At 69.4% G+C, this 18,581-nt stretch carries 14 protein-coding genes; 7 read left to right on the top strand and 7 right to left on the bottom strand.

What is annotated here, in order from left to right; translation table 11 throughout:
- Window positions 1-26 precede the first annotated feature (26 nt).
- Window positions 27-1,382 carry an HlyD family type I secretion periplasmic adaptor subunit gene (locus tag HUK68_RS12495; protein WP_175504452.1) on the top strand — a complete coding sequence of 452 codons (1,356 nt, stop codon included), beginning with the start codon at window positions 27-29 and terminating at the stop codon, window positions 1,380-1,382.
- A 4-nt stretch (window positions 1,383-1,386) separates the two neighbouring features.
- Window positions 1,387-2,745, top strand: a complete 1,359-nt coding sequence (locus HUK68_RS12500; RefSeq protein WP_175504453.1) for a TolC family outer membrane protein — start codon at window positions 1,387-1,389, stop codon at window positions 2,743-2,745.
- A 10-nt stretch (window positions 2,746-2,755) separates the two neighbouring features.
- On the opposite strand, the gene HUK68_RS12505 is transcribed toward HUK68_RS12500, so the two are convergent.
- Window positions 2,756-5,281 (bottom strand): penicillin acylase family protein, encoded by a 2,526-nt coding sequence (locus HUK68_RS12505; RefSeq protein WP_175504454.1) that lies wholly within the window; start codon window positions 5,279-5,281, stop codon window positions 2,756-2,758.
- Between the two features lie 179 nt (window positions 5,282-5,460).
- Here HUK68_RS12505 and HUK68_RS12510 point away from each other — a divergent pair, with 179 nt between their 5' ends.
- On the top strand, window positions 5,461-5,796 hold the full coding sequence (locus HUK68_RS12510) for a ubiquitin carboxyl-terminal hydrolase (protein ID WP_244146161.1): 336 nt from the start codon (window positions 5,461-5,463) through the stop codon (window positions 5,794-5,796).
- A 194-nt stretch (window positions 5,797-5,990) separates the two neighbouring features.
- Here the strand turns inward: HUK68_RS12510 and HUK68_RS12515 are convergent, their stop codons facing one another.
- The 4 genes from HUK68_RS12515 to HUK68_RS12530 all read right to left on the bottom strand — a co-directional run bounded on the left by HUK68_RS12515 (window position 5,991) and on the right by HUK68_RS12530 (window position 11,455).
- A complete protein-coding gene (locus HUK68_RS12515) occupies window positions 5,991-6,476 on the bottom strand; it encodes a hypothetical protein (RefSeq protein ID WP_175504456.1) in 486 nt (161 codons plus the stop codon).
- A 118-nt stretch (window positions 6,477-6,594) separates the two neighbouring features.
- Window positions 6,595-7,620 carry an LD-carboxypeptidase gene (locus HUK68_RS12520; RefSeq protein WP_390887869.1) on the bottom strand — a complete coding sequence of 342 codons (1,026 nt, stop codon included), beginning with the start codon at window positions 7,618-7,620 and terminating at the stop codon, window positions 6,595-6,597.
- A gap of 122 nt (window positions 7,621-7,742) precedes the next feature.
- A complete protein-coding gene (gene tadA, locus HUK68_RS12525) occupies window positions 7,743-8,927 on the bottom strand; it encodes a tRNA adenosine(34) deaminase TadA (protein WP_175504457.1) in 1,185 nt (394 codons plus the stop codon).
- Window positions 8,928-9,286: 359 nt separating this feature from the next.
- Complete coding sequence (locus HUK68_RS12530) at window positions 9,287-11,455, bottom strand: TonB-dependent receptor domain-containing protein (RefSeq protein WP_175504458.1); 2,169 nt, start codon at window positions 11,453-11,455, stop codon at window positions 9,287-9,289.
- Window positions 11,456-11,885: 430 nt separating this feature from the next.
- Between HUK68_RS12530 and HUK68_RS12535 the strand changes: the two genes are divergently transcribed.
- From HUK68_RS12535 to HUK68_RS12545, 3 genes are read left to right on the top strand one after another with little or no spacing between them, the layout of a single operon-like run.
- Window positions 11,886-12,905 carry an extracellular solute-binding protein gene (locus tag HUK68_RS12535; protein ID WP_175504459.1) on the top strand — a complete coding sequence of 340 codons (1,020 nt, stop codon included), beginning with the start codon at window positions 11,886-11,888 and terminating at the stop codon, window positions 12,903-12,905.
- Window positions 12,906-12,921: 16 nt separating this feature from the next.
- Window positions 12,922-14,583 carry an ABC transporter permease gene (locus HUK68_RS12540; protein WP_244146162.1) on the top strand — a complete coding sequence of 554 codons (1,662 nt, stop codon included), beginning with the start codon at window positions 12,922-12,924 and terminating at the stop codon, window positions 14,581-14,583.
- Between the two features lie 17 nt (window positions 14,584-14,600).
- Complete coding sequence (locus HUK68_RS12545; protein ID WP_175504461.1) at window positions 14,601-15,605, top strand: ABC transporter ATP-binding protein; 1,005 nt, start codon at window positions 14,601-14,603, stop codon at window positions 15,603-15,605.
- Between the two features lie 6 nt (window positions 15,606-15,611).
- Here the strand turns inward: HUK68_RS12545 and egtB are convergent, their stop codons facing one another.
- Both egtB and egtD read right to left on the bottom strand, forming a co-directional pair.
- Window positions 15,612-16,862: an ergothioneine biosynthesis protein EgtB gene (gene egtB / locus HUK68_RS12550; RefSeq protein ID WP_175504462.1), complete on the bottom strand. Its 1,251-nt coding sequence runs from the start codon at window positions 16,860-16,862 to the stop codon at window positions 15,612-15,614.
- The gene (egtD, locus tag HUK68_RS12555; RefSeq protein WP_175504463.1) at window positions 16,849-17,844 is read right to left on the bottom strand and encodes an L-histidine N(alpha)-methyltransferase; all 996 of its coding nucleotides are present in this window, start codon (window positions 17,842-17,844) and stop codon (window positions 16,849-16,851) included. The genes egtB and egtD overlap by 14 nt, the downstream gene beginning before the upstream one ends.
- 197 nt (window positions 17,845-18,041) lie before the next feature.
- Here egtD and HUK68_RS12560 point away from each other — a divergent pair, with 197 nt between their 5' ends.
- Window positions 18,042-18,503 carry a CBS domain-containing protein gene (locus HUK68_RS12560; protein ID WP_175504464.1) on the top strand — a complete coding sequence of 154 codons (462 nt, stop codon included), beginning with the start codon at window positions 18,042-18,044 and terminating at the stop codon, window positions 18,501-18,503.
- Window positions 18,504-18,581: the final 78 nt, after the last annotated feature.

An 18,581-nucleotide genomic window follows, 5' to 3' on the forward strand; every position in this document is an offset into this window, starting at 1 on the left:
TTCCCTCCTATTCACCGAGCAGTACCATGAATCCACCACTGACGGCTTCCCTCCCCACCCTGCCTGCCGCCCTGGGCGCTGCCGGCGACGGCGCCCCCGCCGCGGACGCCCGCCGCATCGGCCGCATCGGCCTGCTCGCGCTGGCGCTGGGCTTTGGCGGTTTTCTGCTATGGGCCGCGCTGGCCCCGCTGGACGAAGGCGTGCCCGGCACGGGCATGGTGGCCATCGATACCAAACGCAAGGCGGTGCAGCACCTGACGGGCGGCATCATCGAGAAGGTCGTGGTGCGCGAAGGCGACCAGGTGCGCGAGGGCCAGTTGCTGATCCGCCTCGACACCGCGATGGCCCGCGCCAATCACGAATCGGTGCGGCAGCGCTATCTGGGACTGCGTGCCATGCAGGCACGGCTCACGGCGGAAATGTCCGGGGCAAAGCACCTGGAGTTCCACGATGACCTGCAGGCCGCGGCCGCCGACCCGCTGATCCGGCAGCAGATGCGGACCCAGGAGCAACTGTTCGAGACCCGCACGCGCCTGCTGCGCTCGGACCTGCAGTCGATCGAGGAAAGCATCGAAGGCCAGCGCGGCATGTACGAGGCCTATACGCGCATGCTGCGCAACCGCCAGGCGCAGAACCAGTCGCTCAACGATGAGCTGGGCAATCTGCGCGGACTCGTGGCCGAAGGCTACGCGCCGCGCAACCGCCAGCATGAACTCGAACGCATGGTGGTCGACTCGAACAGCGGCATGGCCGACTTGCTGGGCAACAGCGTGCGCGCGCAGCGCAGCATGGCTGAACTGCGCCAGCGCGCGTTCTCGCGCCAGCAGGAGCAGCACCGCGAAGTGCAAACCCAGCTGACCGAGGTCGAACGCGAGGTGCTGTCCGAGCAGGAGAAGGTCCGCGCCCTGGCCGATGAACTCGCGCGCATGGAGATCAAGTCGCCGGCCGACGGCCAGGTGGTGGGCCTGGCGGTCCAGACCGTGGGCGGCGTGATCCAGCCCGGCCAGAAGCTGATGGACATCGTGCCCGGCGCCGCGCCGCTGCTGCTCGAAGCCCAGGTCGCGCCGCACCTGATCGACCGCGTGCAGGCGGGCTTGCCCGTCGACGTGCGTTTCTCATCGTTTGCGCATTCGCCGCAACTGGTGGTCGAAGGCAAGGTGCAGTCGATCTCCTCCGACCTGCTGACCGATCCGCAGACGCTGATGAACTACTACCTGGCGCGCGTCGAAGTCACCGACGAAGGCCGCAGGCGCCTGGGCAAGCGCCAGCTCCAGCCCGGCATGCCGGTCGAGGTGGTCTTCAAGACCGGCGAACGTTCGCTGCTGACCTATCTGCTGCACCCGCTGATCAAGCGCGTCGCCGCCTCCCTGACCGAAGAGTGATTCCATGCCAACCCACCCATTGCGCATCCGTGCGCTGCTGGCCGCGGGCGTTGCCTCAGGCGCTGCCGCGGCCCTCCCGGCCCCTGCGATGGACCTGCGCCAGGCCTATGACGCAGCAACAGTCCAGGATGCCACCGTGCGCGCCGCGCGCGCCAACGCCGAAGCGGGCCGCGAGCGCCTGCCGCAGGCCCTGGCACAGCAGCGCCCGCAGCTGTCGCTGAGCGCCGGGCGCAACTACAACGACCTGAGCACGCGCAGCATCGACAATTTCGGCCAGAACCGGCGCTGGGACAACGACTACTACAGCGGCAACCAGACGCTGAGCCTGCGCCAGCCGCTGTTGCGCCCCGCCCTGGGCGCGCAGGTGCAACAGGCGCGCGCGCAGGTCGAGGAAAGCGACGCCCAGCTCGAACAGAACGAGCAGGCGCTGGTCCGGCGCGTCGGCGAGGCCTATTTCGATGCGTTGCTGGCGCGCGACCAGGTGGGGCTGCTGCAGGTGCAAAAAGCCAACCACCTGCTGCAGCTCGATGCCGCGCGCAAGAGCTTTGCCGCGGGCGCGGGCGCGCGCACCGACATCGACGAAGTGCAATCCCGGCTGGACATGACGCTGGCCCAGGAGCTCGAGGCCGCGCAGCATGTCGACTTCACCCGGCACCGCCTCGAGGTGCTGACCGGCCAGAGCGCTGCCCGGCTCGCGGCCGTGGACATGCCGCGCTTCGTGCCCACGCCGCCCGAGCCGCAGCGGCTCGACGACTGGATTGCGCGCGCCGAGGCGGCGAGTCCCGAATTGCAGGCGTTGCGCGCGCAGGCCGAAGCCGCGCGCCTCGAAGTGCGCAAGGCCCAAGCCGGCCATCTGCCGACGCTCGATGCCGTGGCGCAGGTGTCGCGCAGCCAGAGCGACAGCGTCTACAACGTCAATTCGCGCAACATGCAGAAGACCATCGGCCTGCAGCTCAACATCCCGCTGTACTCGGGCGGCGCGGTCAGCTCCCAGGTGCGCCAGGCGCTGGCCAGCGAGGAGCGCGCGCGCGAATCGCTCGAGGCCGCGCGCCGCGATCTGGGCGTGCGCGTGCACCAGGAATTCCGCGGCATGACCGAAGGGGTGCTGCGCGTGCGCGCGCTGGAGCAGGCGGTGCGCTCGGCGCAGCAGGCGCTGCTGTCGAACCAGAAGTCGCTGCAGGCCGGCGCGCGCAGCACGCTGGACGTGCTGCAAGCCGAGCAGCAGCACATCACCGCGCTGCGCGACCTGACCCAGGCGCGCTACCGCTATCTGCTGGCGCAACTGCAACTGCAGAGCCTCGCGGGACAGGATCGATCGGCCAATGTCGGCCAGGTGAACGCCTGGCTTGAATCGGGAGGCTGAGCGCCGCTGCTCAGCGTTGCGCAGCCAGCACCAGCTGGTGCTTCCACTGCGCGGGTTCGCGCTGCAGCAGCCGGTATCCGCCCTGCGCCCAGGCCTGGCGCATGTCGGCATGGCGCGGCGACAACACATTGCCGCTTTGCCCGGTCTGGTAGATGAAGCGCGAGTTCTCGAGATCGGCCAGATCGAACAGCGCGCGCAGCGAGGCTGCATGGCGGTTGGCAAACGCGCCGCCCTTCACATCGCCGGCGTTGTACTGCCCCACGTTGACGGTATAGCCGTCGCCGGATGAAGGCACCTGCACGTTGAAAAAGCGCGCCAGCGCCGCCACGCTGCCCAGCGGGCGGTGGCTGCTCACGGCCGGATGCGCCTGGCCCCAGCGCCACTGCGCGGGCTGCGCGCCATAGGCGGCCTGCAGGCGCGCGAGCGCGCGCTCCAGGGCCAGCGCCGATTGCGCCGCGCAGCTGTGCGGCGCGCACCACCAGCCATCGTCGCGCGCCAGGATGCCTTCGACGGCGGCGCGGAAGTCGCGCTTGCCATAGGTGGCGGCAAAGCGCGCGCTGCCGATGCGCGGCACGATCAGACCGCGCGCGAGTTCATCGGCCCAGGCCGCAAACACCAGCGGCGCGGGCTGGTCGGCGGCCATGCGGCCGTCGAAGCCGGCCAGCAGCCGGGCCACCGGCGCGGCCAGCGGATGGTCGGCCTGCGCCGCAGCCGTGCGCAGTGCCGGCAGCAGCCGCTGCGTGGCCAGCGAGGTGACATCGTTCTGGATCGCGGCCAGGCTGTCGAGGTCATGCAAGGGACGTGCTTCAAGCAGCTGCGCGATGCGCTCGTAGCGGTACGGCAGCACCCAGTCCTGGGTCAGGAAATGCGCATAGCCGGGCGGCGTGACGCGCTGGTTGGCGGTGGCGATCCAGCCCTGCTTGGCGCCATCGTCCTGCGGGGCCTGGTCATGCGTGAGCCAGCCCTGCCAGTCGTAGCGCGCGTCCCATCCGGGCGCGGGCGCGACGCCGCGCAGGTCGTTGTCCGGGTGGCGCAACGGCACGCGGCCCGCGGCCCTGAAGGCAATCGCGCCATCGGCATCGGCCATCACGATGCTCTGCATGGGCGAGTGGTAATGGCGAAACGCCTGCTGCAGTTCTTCCACCGACTGCGCGGCGTTGGCCAGCAGGCCCGCCAGTACGCTGTGGTTGTCGGCATCGAGCGCATTCCAGCGCAGCGCGAGCACATACTTCGACAGGTCGAGCACCTGGCCGTGGCTGGCCTGCGCATCGCTGAGCACCGGGCCGTGGCGTGTGGCGCGCAACTGCAGCTGCAGCTCGGGCTGGCCCTTGATGTGGATGGTTTCGCGGCGCAGCGTGAACGGCGCCCAGCCATCGGGCGTGCGGTAGCGCGTGGGATCGCGCGCATCGATCTGCTCCAGGTACAGGTCCTGCACATCCGGGCCGGTGTTGGTGAAACCCCAGGCGGCGCGCGCCGTGCGGCCCAGCACCACGAAGGGCAGGCCCGGCAGCGTGGCGCCGATGGCGTCGACCGCGGCAATGGGCGTGCCGTCGGCGGCGCGGCCCGCGGGCGACTGCAGATGCGCGTAGTACCAGATGGCCGGCGCGCTCAGTCCCAGGTGCGGGTCGTTGGCCAGCAGTGGCTTGCCGCTGGTGCTGCGCGTGCCCGCCAGCACCCAGTTGTTGCTGCCCTTGCCAGCGTTGTTGCCGGCCTCCTGGGCCAGCGCCTGGGCCCAGTCGCTGCGCGCCTGGTCGACCAGTGCGGCCATGCCGCCGGCCGGCGCTGCAGCGGCCGCGCCCTGCGCGCCTTCGGGCGCATAGACGCCCAGCCCGCGGTACAGCGCGGCGAGATCGGTGGCCGTGGCCGGCGGCTCGCCCGGATACGGCGGCATCAGCTGCCATAGCCGCTCGGTGTCGAGGCCGCGCAGCAGCGACAGCCGCGCGAACTCATTGCCCCAGTTGCCGCCCAGATCGAGCGCCATCATCAGCGCCCAGCCGACGCTGTCCTCGGGTGCCCAGGCGGGGCCCTCCTGCCCGCCCTCATGGCCGGGCTTCACGCCCAGCAGCAGGAATTCGGGCGTCAGCGCCTGGGGCCGGCGCGCATGGAAGGCGGCAATGCCGGCGCTGTAGGCCTGCAACGCCTCGCGCGCCTGCGCCGGCAGGCCTGCATATTGGCGCCGCGCCGCGCCGCGGATGTCGAGCGCGCGCATCAGCTTGTCGGTTTCCAGTGTCGCCGGGCCCAGCACCTCGGACAGCGTGCCATGCATCACGCGGCGGTTGAACTCGAGTTGCCAGGTGCGCTCCTGCGCATGCACAAAACCCATCGCATGCCACAGGTCCTGCGGTGTCTGCGCCGCGAGATGGGTCACGTCGGCGGCATCGCGGCGCACCTGCACCGGCTGCGCGAGCCCGGCCACCGGCAAGCGGCCATCGAGCTGGGCCTGGGTGCGCAGCGCATAGACCGCTGCCGCGCCGCCCGCGAGCAGCGCCAGCCCCACCAGCGCTGCTGCGCCCCTCCCCAGCATCCCTGTGCCCATGGCCATCTCCGGTTGTTGTAATACTGCCGGCTGGTTTTAACCGCTGCACCGGCCTGGCGCAGCACGGGCTTACCCCAGCCTGGCGCACAATGGATGCCTTGCGCGCACCGGCGCGGCTATCTCTTGCAACCAGTATGTGGCCTTTCGACCTTCTCAAAAAACTCAGCCGCGACCCGGATGTGGGGCAGACCCGCGGCGACTATATCGGCTGCTACCTGCTGGGCACCGAAACCCCGGGCCAGCATGACGCCAGCTACCACTCGCTGGCCACCACGCGGGCCGCGCTGATCGATGACGCGCGCGCTTTCCTGCAGGGCTTTCTGGATGCGCATCCGGGACTGCCCGAAAGCGAACGCGCGCAGCTGCAATCGCTGCTGGACCATCTCGAGGCGCGCATCGATGCGCATCTTGCCGGCGATACCAAGAAGCCGCTGGCAGTCCAGGGCGGCACGCACCTCTTTCTGCGTCCCGGAATGCGCGCACGCAAAAAGGAACAGGGCCGCTACCTGGAGTGAATGGCCCCCACGCTGGCGCGCCCAGCGTGCTGCGCTGCCCCCCCGAGGGGGCGGTTTTTGGCTTGGGGCGGCCCGGCGCCAAAAAGCAACGGCGCCGCTACCGGAGGTAGCAGCGCCGTGGGTTACCCGGCCGATGAATGGCGCATCCGCGCCGGGTTGCAACCGCGACGCCTGCCAAGGCAGGCGCCACCGTATCACTTGCCGTCGCGATCCGAGTCGCCGGGCACCGCGCGCTCGACGCGGTCGCTCAGGCGCTGCCAGGCATCGCGCGCGGCGGGACGCGCACGGTCCCAGTCGAGCGTGGACGTGCCGCGGGTGCTGCCCCAGTCGCGGCTCAGCTCGGTGTCGACATCGTCGAACGAGCGGCCCTGGTACTTCGAATAGGAATCGACGCCGTAGCGGTAAGCCGGGCCGTACTCGTCATAGCTGGCGCCGCTGGCGTAGGGGCGCGTCGAGTAGTTGTCGCGCCAGTAGGTGTCTTCCGCCACCGGGTCGGCATTGGCCACGCCCTTGCCGGCCAGTGCGCCCACGGCGGCACCCGCCAGCGCGCCCACGGCAGCCCCCACGGGGCCGGTCATGCCGCCAATGGCGGCACCGGCGGCGGCACCACCGGCGACACCGCCAGCCACGCCACCCAGAACGGCACCCGTGCCAGTTGCTGTTTTTTCCTTGTCGTCCATCTTGGTCTCCTGAAAGTGGTTGGGAGCCTTGAAGATAAGGGTCGTCACCAAACCCCTACTGACGGACAATTACTACGTGGCGCGTGGGACAGCCGCATGCCTGGCTGCCATCCAGTTTTCAGTGGGTATGGCCCCAGTAGATCAGCGCGTCGCGGCCTTCGACCGAGAGCGAGACCTGCGCGCCCACCGGCAGCAGCACCTTGGTTTCGACATGGCCGAAAGGCAGGTTGGTGAGCACCGGCGCGGCAATCTGCGTGCGCAGCCACTGGACCACGCTTTGCAGCTTGTAGCCCTTGTCCTGGGGCGTGGGCTTGTGGCCCGTGAACTGGCCCAGCACCACCGCCTGCTGGTGGCCCAGCACGCCTGCCTGCAGCAGCTGGCCCAGCATGCGTTCGATGCGGTAGGGCTGCTCGCCCACATCCTCGAGGAACAGGATGCCGTCCTTGATTTCGGGCAGATAGGGCGTGCCGACCAGCGAGGCGATCATGGCCAGGTTGCCGCCCCACAGCGTCGCGCCCTCGATATAGGTTTCGGGCACGGCCGGCGTGCCGTCGGCGCGCGCGGCCTCCTTGGGCATGCGCCAGCCGCTGCCTTCGCCCTGGCCCGACAGCAGGTCGTCGAAGCAGTCCAGCATGATGTCGTCGATGCCCTCGGCCGCGCCGAAGTCTCCGGCCAGCGCCGGGCCGGCCCAGCTGCGCGTGCCGGTGCGCGCTAGCAGCGCGCACTGGAAGGCGGTGAAATCGCTGAAGCCGACGAACTCGGTGCCACGCTCCACGGCCTTGGCCACGGCCGCGTAGTCGATCTGCGGCAGCAGCCGGCCCAGGCCGTAGCCGCCGCGCGAGATCAGCGCCACATCGGCGCCGCTCGCGGCCGCGCGGTGGATGGCGGCCAGCCGTGTCGCATCGTCGCCCGCGAAGCGCGTGTCGCGCGACAGCGCATCGGCGTCGATCTCCACTTCGTGGCCCATGGCACGCAGCCGCGCGATGCCGCGCTTGAATGCCGGCTTGTCGATCACCGCGCTGGACGGCGAATAGACATAGATATGGCGCGGCCCCTGCGTATGCGCATGGCCGCAGCAGGCGCCATCGGCGTCATGCACATGCACGGGCGCAGGGCCGCAGCAGTTGCCGTCGGCATCATGCACGTGCTCGGCGTGGTCATGGGAATGGGCGTGGTGGTGGTGTGCGGACTTCGAAGACAAGGCGTTCAGGCTGCCGATGCAGCCTGCTCCGGGTAGAAACGGGGCCGGGGTGAAGACCCCAGGATTCAGGCGAAGTATTCCACAGCCTGCAAGGCCGTGCCCGGCCCGGGTTCGGCCGCATCGGCGCGCAGCCTGAGCAGGCGTGCGGCTTGCGCGCCCGCCTGCCAGAAATCGCGGCTGGCCTGCTGCAGCGCCTGCTCCTGCTGGTCTGTGGGCGCCGGCTGCGCGAACGCGCGCAGCGCCGCGCGGTGGCCGGCGTCGGGAAACGGCGCCGCGAGCGCTGCGGCCTCGGCCCCCGCCGCGGGCGGCAGCTCCAGCAGCACGGCGCCCGCGATGCGCTGCGGCGCCGCCAGCGCCAGCGGCAATGCCAGCGCGCCGGCCGAAGCGTCGAACACGATGACGCAGCGCTGCGCATCGGCGCGCTCCAACAGATCCAGCAGGATCCGGCGATGGACTTCCAGCGTGTGGAAAGCCGGTTTCTTGGGCTTGTCGCTCCGGCCAAAGCCGATCAGATCCGGCACCAGCACGCGCTGGCCCGCGGCCAGGAACACCGGCAGCATCTGGCGGTACATGTAGCTCCAGCCCGCAGCGCCATGCAGGCACAGCCAGGTCAGCGGCGCATCGCGCGGGCCTTCATCGAGGTAATGCAGGCGCAGCCCCTGCAGGCTGGGCCAGTCGCTGGCGTAGTGCGGCGCCCAGGCCGCGCCGGGCAACTGCGCAAACGCTGCCTCGGGTGTGCGCAGCGCATCGTCGCGCAGCGGGTGCGCGGCGCGCGCCGCGGCCTGGTTCTGGCGCCGCCGCTGCTGGAAGAACCCGGCGAGCAATGCGCTGCACTCCTGCGCCAGCACGCCGCGCACGATCTGCGTGTGGTGGTTGAGCCGCGGTTCGGCAAACAGATCGAGCACCGAACCGGCAGCGCCGGTCTTGGGTTCGGCCGCGCCATAGACCACGCGCGCGATGCGCGCATGCAGTGCCGCGCCGCTGCACATCGCGCAGGGCTCGAGCGTGACATAGAGCGTGCAGCCGTCGAGCCGGTAGTTGCGCAGGTGGCGCGCGGCATCGCGCAGCGCCGCGATCTCGGCGTGGGCCGTCGGGTCGCTCGATGCCACGGGCGCGTTGCGGCCGCGGCCGATGATGGCGCCGTCCTTGACCACGACCGCGCCCACGGGCACCTCGCCGGCCGCGGCCGCGGCGCGCGCCTGCTCCAGCGCGGCGCGCATTCCGGCTTCGTCACTGCTCAGCAATTCCATGGAAGTTGTTCTATCTGTGCTTGCACCGCGATGCGCGGCACCGGTCCGATCGTAATCCACAGCGCACGTTACATTGGCCCCCGCCGGAACGCCCGCGCACCGGCCGCCGCAGCGCCTGGCAAGCGGTTTTTTCAGCCTGCCTTTTTTTTAAGCACTGCGTCACAAGCCAATGCTGGCGCGGCTTTGCCGGGTTCGCCGGGGAGTTTTCCACAGCTCCGTCCACACGGCACGGGGATAAAAAAACCGCAAATAAACCTTGCCAGCTGTATGCAAACACATGCCCTGTTGGTGGTATAGCGACGGACATGAAAAAAGCCAGCCGGCATGCACCGGCTGGCTTCAGGCAGGCCCTCACGGGTTTAGAACTTGACGTTGGCCGTGATCCACAGCGTGCGGCCCGGCGGCGTCGTGCCGGCAATCGAGGCGCCGCCCTGGAAGTACTCGTTGATCTGCGTCGGCGTGCCGTTGACATTGACCAGGCGGTACTGGCGGAAGTCCTTGTCCAGCAGGTTGTAGAGGTTGGCGCTGAGCGTCACGCTCTTCGACAGCTCGTAGCTGCCGCCCAGGTGCAGCATGCCATAGGCCTTGGTCTGGTCGCCGAGCGCGTCGTAGATCGCGCGGTTGGCCGGGGTCAGCGATTCGGGCAGCGCGTTGAAGCGCGGACTCTTGCCGCGGTACTCGCCGCGCAGCCACAGGCGCCATTGGGCGTTCGGGTTCCAGTCGAGCTGGGCCGTGGCGATGTGCTTGGCGGTGAGCGCGAGCTGGCCGGTCTTCACGCCGCCCTCGATCACTTCGCTGTTGGTCCAGGTGTAGCCCAGGCGCATGCTCCATGCGGGCGCGAGCTGCGCGCGCGTGCTGAACTCCAGGCCCCAGGTCTTGGCCTGGTCGACGTTGATGCTGTAGTCGGCCGTGGGGTTGAAGCTGCAGCTCGAGATCGCCAGGTCGGCGCAGTTGCCGCCGCTGCTGATCTTGTCCTTGACGCGGTTGTAGAACAGCGTGGTCGAGGCCGTGACGCCATCGAGGTTGTCGAACAGCGCCGCGATCTCGGTGCTGGTGCTGACTTCGGGCTTGAGGTTGGGGTTGCCGATGTTGAGGATCGCGCCCTGGCCCGAAACGCCGCTCACGCCGTCGATCAGCTGGTTCAGGCGCGGCGCGCGGAAGCCCTGGCTCACGCCGCCCTTGAAGGTCCACTGGCGGCTCGCGTCCCAGACCAGGTAGGCGCGCGGGCTCACATGGCCGCCAAACGCGTCGTGGTGGTCATAGCGCGCGCCCAGCGTCGCCGTGAGGTCGTCGCGCAGGCGCCACTCGTCTTCGGCAAACAGCGCCCACAGGGTCTGGCTGTGGCGCTCGGGCAGCAGGCCGTCGGTGAGCTTGGCGTCCCACCACTGGCCGCCCACGGTGAGCAGGTGCGCGTCGCCCAGCGGCGCGATCAGCTTGGAATCGAGCACCAGATTGGTGGTGCTGAGCTCGCGCGGCGTGCCGCGGCGCGCATCGCCCGCGGGCACGGCCGCGCCGGGAATGGTGCGGCCCTCGGTTTCGGTCTCGGTGCGCATCAGGCTGGTTTCAAGCTTGCCGAAGCCCAGATGGGCGTTGTAGCCCACGGCCACCTGGTCGCGGTTGAAGCGCAAGGTGTCGGCGTAGCCCGGCGGGTTGCGCGGCGCGAGCGCATCGCGGTTGCCCAGGCGGCCGTCGGAATTGTCGTAGCGCGTGCGGCCCTGCTCCATGTCCAGCCACAGGTCATGGCCGCGCGCGGGCGTGAGCGTCAGGCGCGCGCCGATGTTGTGCTGGCGCGTGTCGGCGGGCGCCGGGTTGCGCGCCTGCGTGGGCTGGGTGGTGTCGGGCGGCAGCACCCAGTCCGAGGCTTCGCGGTCGTAGATGCTGCCGCGCAGCGCCAGGCCCAGCATGTTCTGCCTGATCGGGCCATTCAGGTAGAAGTCGGCGCGGCCCTGCGTGCCCCACGCATCGTCCTGCGGAATGCCGGCCGAGACATTGGCCTCGCCGCCCCATTCCCGGGCCACCTTGCGCGTGATGATGTTGACCACGCCGCCCATTGCGTCCGAGCCATAGAGCGTGGACATCGGGCCGCGGATGACCTCGATGCGCTCGATGGCCGAGATCGGCGGCATGAAGCTGTTGAGCGCCGCGCCGTAGCCGTTGGGCGTGACGTCGCCGGCAACGTTCTGGCGCCGGCCGTCGATCAGGATCAGCGTGTAGTCGCTGGGCATGCCGCGGATGCTGATGTCCAGGCCGCCGGTCTTGCCGGTGCCGCCCATCACATCGACGCCTTCGACGCCTTGCAGCGCTTCTGCCAGGTCGCGGAAATTCTTGGTTTCAAGCTCCTCGCGGGTGACGACGGCAATGGAAGCCGGCGCCTGCTTGAGTTCCTGCTCGAAGCCCGTGGCCGAGACCACGACTTCGGACATGACGGTGCCTGGCGTGGAGGGCGACTGGGCATGGGCGGCGGCGCAGGCGGCGGCCAGGGTCAGCAGGCCAGGCTGCAAGAGGGTGCGGTACGAACGGACAGGCATGACGTTTCCTCGCCGGCGCAGGCCGGCGAATGTTTCGGAAGTGAAGGGAAGAGGATTTGCCGAAACGGACCCGGTGAAAGCACGGGTCCATGGCTGAGACCGCCCCCGGTGTCATGTGTCTTTATGTAAGGGCGAGCGCCGCATCATAGGGCAATAACAATGAGATCGATTCTCAGTTCTTCACGCCGCAAGGGTACTGTTGCAGCCACGCTGCATTTGCAGTAGTGCGCCGCCAGCGCGATTTCGATGGATCCCTCACGATCTGCCCCGATTTGCACCCATCGTCTGGCTCAACCTGCTTTAGAATCCGGCCGCTGGGAATTGTTCTTATTCCCAGCCGGACGCACAACGAAATTCCAAAATCGTCCAATCTCCTGCCCGCGCAGCCACCCGCTGCCCGCGGCGCGCCCTCCCCGTCCCGAGATTCACCATGACATTCTGGAAAACCGCCCTGTGCGCCGGCGCCTTCGGCGTGGCCACGCTGGCCCAGGCCCAGCCCGCCCCTGCCGCCGTCACCGTCTACTCCTCGCGCATCGAGAACCTGCTCAAGCCGACGCTGGACCAGTACACGCAGCAGACCGGCGTCAAGATCAACCTGCTCACCGACCGCGGCGGCTCGCTGTCCGAGCGCCTTGCGGCCGAAGGCAAGAGCTCGCCCGCCGACGTGCTGATCACGGTCGACATGGGCAACCTGCACAACGCCGCCGAGCGCGGCCTGCTGCGCAGGATCGAATCGCCGATGCTCAACGCCAATGTGCCGGCCAATTTCCGCGATCCGCAGGGCCGCTGGTACGGCCTGTCGCAGCGCGAACGCACCATCTTCTACGCGCCCGGCCGCGTGCAGCCCGGCCAGCTGAGCACCTATGAAGACCTCGCCGACCCCAAGTGGAAGGGCAAGCTGTGCCTGCGCACGGGCAAGCAGACCTACACCCAGTCGCTGGTGGCGATGATGATCGCCAAGCATGGCGTGCCCAAGGCCGAGGCGATTGCCAAGGGCTGGGTCGCCAACCTGGCCGGCGATGTGTTCACCAACGACAACAGCCTGCTCAAGGCGATTGCCGCGGGCCAGTGCGATGTCGGCATCGCCAACACCTACTACTACGGCCGCATCCTGTCGCGCGAACCCGATTTCGGCAACAGCGTGAAGCTGTTCTGGGCCAACCCGGGCGCGAACCAGGGCGGCGCGCATGTGAACCTGTCGGGCGCGGGCGTCACGGCGAATGCGAAAAACCCCGAAGGCGCGCGCAAGCTGCTCGAGTGGCTGTCGTCCGAAGGCGTGCAGACGGCCTACACCCATGGCACGTTCGAGAGCCCGATCAACACCAAGGCCAAGGCCGATCCCATCGTGCAGGCCTGGGGCAAGTTCACGCCCAGCCCGCTGAATGCCGCCGACATCGGATCGCACCAGGCCGAAGCCATCCGCCTGCTGGACCGCGTGGGCTACCGCTGATCGAGGCCGCTGCTTCTTGTCTGCCTTGACCCCTGCCGCGCCGGCCTTGCGCCGGCGCGGCCTTCTTCCATCCGGGCGCGGCTTTGTGCTGGCATTGCCGATCGCGCTGCTGACCCTGGTGCCGCTGGCCGCCGTGCTGGGCCTGGCGCTCGCGCCCCAGGCCGAGATCTGGGGGCATCTCTGGCAATACGTGCTGCCGCGCGTGCTGGCCAACACCGCCGTGCTGATGCTGCTGGTGGGCGTGGCGGTGCTGGCCGTGGGCGTGCCGCTGGCCTGGCTCACGGCGATGTGCGAGTTTCCCGGGCGGCGCTTCTTTGCCTGGGCGCTGGTGCTGCCGCTGGCGATCCCGGCCTATGTGCTGGCTTTCGTGCAGATGGGCCTGTTTGAATATGCGGGCCCGGTGCAGGCCGCGCTGCGCGATGCGTTCGGCAGCAGCCGCTGGTTTCCCGATATCCGCGGCAGCCTGTGGGGGCTGGTGCTGGTGCTGGCGCTGGCCTTCTATCCCTACGTCTACCTGCTCGCGCGCAGCGCCTTCCTGACCCAGGGCCGGCGCTGCATCGAAGCCGCGCAGGCCCTGGGGCTGAGCCCGCTGGCGGCCTTCTTCCAGGTGGCGCTGCCGCTGGCGCGGCCGTGGATAGGCGCGGGCCTGGCGCTGGTGCTGATGGAAGTGCTGGCCGACTTCGGTGCGATTGCGGTCTTCAACTACGACACCTTCACCACCGCGCTCTACAAGTCCTGGTTCGATCTGCACAACATGGCCGCCGCGGCCCAGCTCGCGAGCCTGCTGGTGCTGGCGGTGCTGCTGCTCGTGGCCGCGGAGCAGCGCTCGCGCCGCGCGCAGCGCTTCCATGCATCGGCCGCGCGCCAGCAACGCATTGCGCTGCAGGGCCCGGCACGCTGGCTCGCCGGCGGTTTTTGCCTGCTGGTGTTTGCCGCGGCGTTTGCCGTGCCCATGCTGCAGATCGTGCTCTGGGCGCTGTCGGTGTGGCGCACCGACCTGAATGCCGATTACTGGGGCTATGCCTGGAACACGCTGTTCCTGGGTCTGGTCACAGCCGCGGTCTGCACCTTGCTCGCGCTGCTGCTGGCCTGGGTGCGCCGGCGCCACACCGACGCCCTCACGCGCTGGACGGTGCGGCTGGCGGTGCTGGGCTATGCGCTGCCCGGCGTGGTGCTGGCGGTGGGCGTGTTCGTGCCGATCGCCTGGCTCGATGCGCGGCTCATGGCATGGCTCGCGCCGTTCGGCATCGAGACACTGGGCATTCTCAAGGGCAGCCTGGCAGCGATGCTGCTGGCCTTGGCCGCGCGCTTCCTGGCCGTGGCCTTCCACGCCACCGACTGCGCGATGCAGCGCATCACGCGCAGCCAGGAAGATGCGTGTGCCTCGCTGGGGCTGGGCCCTTGGCAGACGCTGCGCCGCCTGCACCTGCCGCTGCTGCGCACGGGGCTGCTGTCGGCCTTTTTGCTGGTGATGGTCGACGTGATGAAGGAAATGCCGATCACGCTGATGACGCGCCAGTTCGGCTGGGACACGCTGGCGGTGCGCGTGTTCCAGCTCACGTCCGAGTCGCTATGGGACCAGGCCGCGCTGCCGGCGCTGGCCATCGTGCTGGTGGGCGTGATTCCCGTGGTGCTGCTGATGCGCCAGACCGAGCGATCGGCGCCGGGGGCGCCTTGAAACCAACGGAATCCGTGATGCTTGAAGTCAAGAATGTGGTGCTGGGCTATGGCGAGACGACCGTCGTCCACGAGCTGGACCTGGCGCTGGCGCAGGGCGAGATCGGCTGCCTGCTGGGCGCCTCGGGCTGCGGCAAGACCACCTTGCTGCGCGCGATTGCCGGCTTCGAGCCGGTGCGCGCCGGAGCGATCGCGCTGCAGGGCGCGACGGTGTCCTTGCCCGGCCGCTGCCTGCCGCCGCAGCGCCGCGACATCGGCATGGTGTTCCAGGAGCATGCGCTGTTTCCGCACCACGATGTCGCCGGCAATGTGGGCTTCGGCTTGCACGGACTGCGCGCGGCCGAGCGGCCCGCGCGCGTGGCGCAGATGCTGGCGCTGGTCGGCCTCGAAGGCATGGGCCGGCGCTGGCCGCATGAGCTCTCGGGCGGCCAGCAGCAGCGCGTGGCGCTGGCGCGCGCGCTCGCGCCGCGGCCGCGCCTGCTGCTGATGGACGAGCCGTTTTCCAGCCTCGACGCGGGCCTGCGCGAAAGCATTGCACGCGAGGTGCGCGCGATTCTCAAGCAGGCGAACGCCACCGCGCTGATGGTCACGCACGACCAGCATGAAGCGTTTGCGATGGCCGACCACATCGGCGTGATGGCGCGCGGGCGGCTGATGCAATGGGGTTCTGCCATGCAGGTCTACTGCACGCCCGCCACGCGTGACGTCGCGCAGTTCATCGGCGACGGTGCGTTGTTGCAGGCCACGCCGCATGCCGCGGGCGGCTGGCAGACACCGCTGGGCACGGTGCCGGCTTCGCTGCCGCACTTCGCGCATGCCGGGGGCGTCGAGATATTGCTGCGTCCGGAGCAATTGCGCCTGGGCGCGACGGGGGTGGCGGCCCAGGTGCTCGAATGCAAGTTCCGCGGCAGCCATCTGGTCTATGGCCTGCAGCTGCCGGATGGCCCGCGGCTGCTGGCGCAGGCGACGCGGGCCCAGGTGCATGCGCCCGGCGAAACCGTGTTCGTGCAACTCGCGGCCTGAGCCGGCTCAGAGATCGCGTGCCAGGCGCAGGCCGGTGAATTGCCAGCAGGCGCCGGCCGGAAAGAAATTGCGGTAGCTGGGGCGGACATGTCCCGGCGGCGAGGCGCAGGAGCCGCCGCGCAGCACATACTGGTTGACCATGAACTTGCCGTTGTACTCGCCCACGGCGCCCGCCGCGGGCGCGAAACCCGGGTACGGCGCATAGCTCGACTGGGTCCATTCCCAGACTTCGCCAGGCGCGGCCTGCGCCGCCGGATGCAGCCGCTGCGCGGGCGCGGCCTGGCCTGGCGCACCCAGCAGCGGCGCCGCGCATTCCCATTCCGCCTCGGTCGGCAGGCGTGCGCCGGCCCAGCGCGCATACGCGTCGGCCTCGTAATAGCTGATGTGCACCACGGGCTGCGCGGGCTGCAGCGCCTGCAGGCCGTGCAGCGTGAACTCGGCCCAGCCGCCTTGCGCGGCGCGTTGCCAATACTGCGGCGCCTCGCGTCCCAGCTTCTGCACCCAATCCCAGCCTTCGGCCAGCCAATGTTCGGCTTGCGCATAGCCGCCGGCATCGACAAACGCCTGGTACTCGGCATTGCTCACGGGTCGCGTGGCCAGTTCGCAGCCATTCAGATAGACGCCGTGCCGGGGCAATTCGTTGTCGAACGCAAAGCCCGCGCCCGCATGGCCGATCTCGCGCAGCCCGGCTTCCAGCCGCAGCCAGCGCAGCGGCGCAGGCGGCGATTCCGCTGGCGCCACCTCCGCATATGCCGGCGCGAGCGGGTTGCACGACAGCAGGTGCTTGATATCGGTCAGCAGCAGTTCCTGGTGCTGCTGCTCGTGCTGCAGGCCCAGCTCGACCAGCGCCTGCAGCTTCGCGTCGGGCGCCACTGCCAGCAGCGCCTGCATGCGCGCATCGACCTGGGCGCGGTAGTCGAGCACCTGCTGCAGCCCGGGCCGCGTGATCAGTCCGCGCTCGGCGCGCGGGTGGCGCGCGCCCACGCCCTGATAGTAGGAGTTGAACAGTACGCGGAACGCCGGATGGAACGGCGCAAAGCCGGGTTCGTGCGGCTCCAGCACGAAGGTCTCGAAGAACCAGGTGGTGTGCGCGAGATGCCATTTGACCGGGCTGGCATCGGGCATGGACTGCACGCAGCAATCCTCGGCCGACAGCGGCGCGGCCAGGGCCAGGCTGGCGCGGCGCACGCTGGCATAGGACTGCGCCAGCGGTGCAAGGGCCGGGCGCGTCGCGCCCGGTTCGTCAGGCCTGAGCATGGATTACCGCAAACCAGTCGTTGTCATCGGTCCAGGCGCGCGTGGCCTTGAAACCGGCCTGCGTGAGCATCTGCATGAACAGTGGCAGCGGGTACTTGTAGCTGTTCTCGGTATGGATGCGTTCGCCCGCGGCAAACGCGCGCGCGCCGCCGGGCCAGCGCACCTGCAATGCCTCGCGCGCCTGCAGGTGCATCTCGATGCGCGAGCGCGCATGGTTGAAGAACGCCACATGCTCCCACTGCGCGGGCTCGAAATCGCTGCCCAGGCAGGCATTGAGGTGGAGGAGCGCATTGCGGTTGAACTCGGCGGTGATGCCGGCCGCGTCGTCGTAGGCGGCTTCAAGCACGGCAGTGGCCTTGGGCAGGTCGATGCCGATCAGCAGTCCGCCGCCCTCGCCGGCCAGCGCGCGCATCTGGCGCAGCAGCGTCATGGCGCCGGCCGGGCTGAAATTGCCGATCGACGAACCTGGGTAGAACACCAGGCGCCCCTCCCGCGCGATGCGCGCGGGCAGCGTGACGGGCGCGGTGATGTCGGCCTCGACCGCACAGACCTCGAGGCCCGGAAACGCGCGCGCCAGTTCATCGACGGCGCCCTGCACGAAATCGCCGGCGATATCGACCCCGACAAAGCATTGCGGCTGCAAGGCCGGCAGCAGCAGCCGCACCTTCTCGCAATTGCCCGCGCCCAGCTCGATCAGGCTGGTGCAGTTGCCGACGCTGCGCGCGATTTCGGCGCCGCGGCGCAGCAGCAGCGCCTTCTCGGTGCGTGTGGGGTAGTACTCGGGCAGCCGGGTGATCGCCTCGAACAGCTCGCAGCCGCGCTGGTCGTAGAAATACTTGGCGGAAATGCGCGCCGGCGTGCGCAGCAGATCCTGCGCGATGGCCTGGGCTTCGTCCCATGCCGCGGACGTTTCCGGCAGCGCGCGCATGTCGGGCGGGGGCGGCGCTGCCTGGGCAACGTGGGGGGCAACGGAGAGCAGCATGGGGCACGAACCTTCTTGAAACGATGGCGCTTCCAGCCTAGCCAGCCAGGCTTGTGCCGCGAGTAGGACAGCAGCGCATGCGGCGCGCTTGATGCTCCGCGCAATTGACCCTGGCCGGCATTGGAGCCATGATGGACCACGGCTGCGCCGCCGCCCATTGCGGACCGCGCCGCGCTTCTTTCCAGCGGGAGGCTGCCATGAGCGAACGTCTGACGACGGGTGAAATCTGCACGCGCGAAGTGGCCATCGCGTTTCGCCATACCGACCTGGTGACCGCCGCCCGGTTGATGCGCGAATACCATGTGGGCGCGCTGGTCGTGGTCGATGAAACCCAGGGCCTGCGCACTGTCGCGGGCGTGCTCACCGACCGCGATATCGTGATCTCGGTGGTGGCGCCCGAGTTGCAGCCCGGCAACCTCTGCGTGGGCGATGTGATGACCGCCAGGCCCGTCACCGCCGCCGAAGACGCGTCGGTCATCGATGTGCTGCGCAGCATGCGCGCGCATGGCGTGCGGCGCATTCCCGTCGTGGGCGCGCAGCAGGCGCTGATCGGCCTGGTGGCGCTCGACGACATCCTCGAAGTGCTGGCGCAGGAATTCGGCATGCTCGCGGCCACCATCGGCCGCGGCATCGAACGCGAGCGCGCGCAGCGCGCATGAAGCCCGGCGCGCCGGGCACGGCCCTTTCACCGACGGCGCAAAAAGAACCAAATCACGACATGGACATTTGCCGCATCC

The sequence above is a fragment of the Comamonas antarctica genome, from assembly GCF_013363755.1.
Taxonomy (GTDB): Bacteria; Pseudomonadota; Gammaproteobacteria; order Burkholderiales; family Burkholderiaceae_C; genus Comamonas; species Comamonas antarctica.

Bases quoted from the DNA above. Each gene is read 5' to 3' on its own strand.
- HUK68_RS12495 (WP_175504452.1), top strand. From the start codon at position 27: ATGAATCCACCACTGACGGCTTCCCTCCCCACCCTGCCTGCCGCCCTG.
- HUK68_RS12500 (WP_175504453.1), top strand. From the start codon at position 1,387: ATGCCAACCCACCCATTGCGCATCCGTGCGCTGCTGGCCGCGGGCGTT.
- HUK68_RS12505 (WP_175504454.1), bottom strand. From the start codon at position 5,281: ATGGGCACAGGGATGCTGGGGAGGGGCGCAGCAGCGCTGGTGGGGCTG.
- HUK68_RS12515 (WP_175504456.1), bottom strand. From the start codon at position 6,476: ATGGACGACAAGGAAAAAACAGCAACTGGCACGGGTGCCGTTCTGGGT.
- tadA (WP_175504457.1), bottom strand. From the start codon at position 8,927: ATGGAATTGCTGAGCAGTGACGAAGCCGGAATGCGCGCCGCGCTGGAG.
- HUK68_RS12530 (WP_175504458.1), bottom strand. From the start codon at position 11,455: ATGCCTGTCCGTTCGTACCGCACCCTCTTGCAGCCTGGCCTGCTGACC.
- HUK68_RS12535 (WP_175504459.1), top strand. From the start codon at position 11,886: ATGACATTCTGGAAAACCGCCCTGTGCGCCGGCGCCTTCGGCGTGGCC.
- HUK68_RS12545 (WP_175504461.1), top strand. From the start codon at position 14,601: ATGCTTGAAGTCAAGAATGTGGTGCTGGGCTATGGCGAGACGACCGTC.
- egtB (WP_175504462.1), bottom strand. From the start codon at position 16,862: ATGCTCAGGCCTGACGAACCGGGCGCGACGCGCCCGGCCCTTGCACCG.
- egtD (WP_175504463.1), bottom strand. From the start codon at position 17,844: ATGCTGCTCTCCGTTGCCCCCCACGTTGCCCAGGCAGCGCCGCCCCCG.
- HUK68_RS12560 (WP_175504464.1), top strand. From the start codon at position 18,042: ATGAGCGAACGTCTGACGACGGGTGAAATCTGCACGCGCGAAGTGGCC.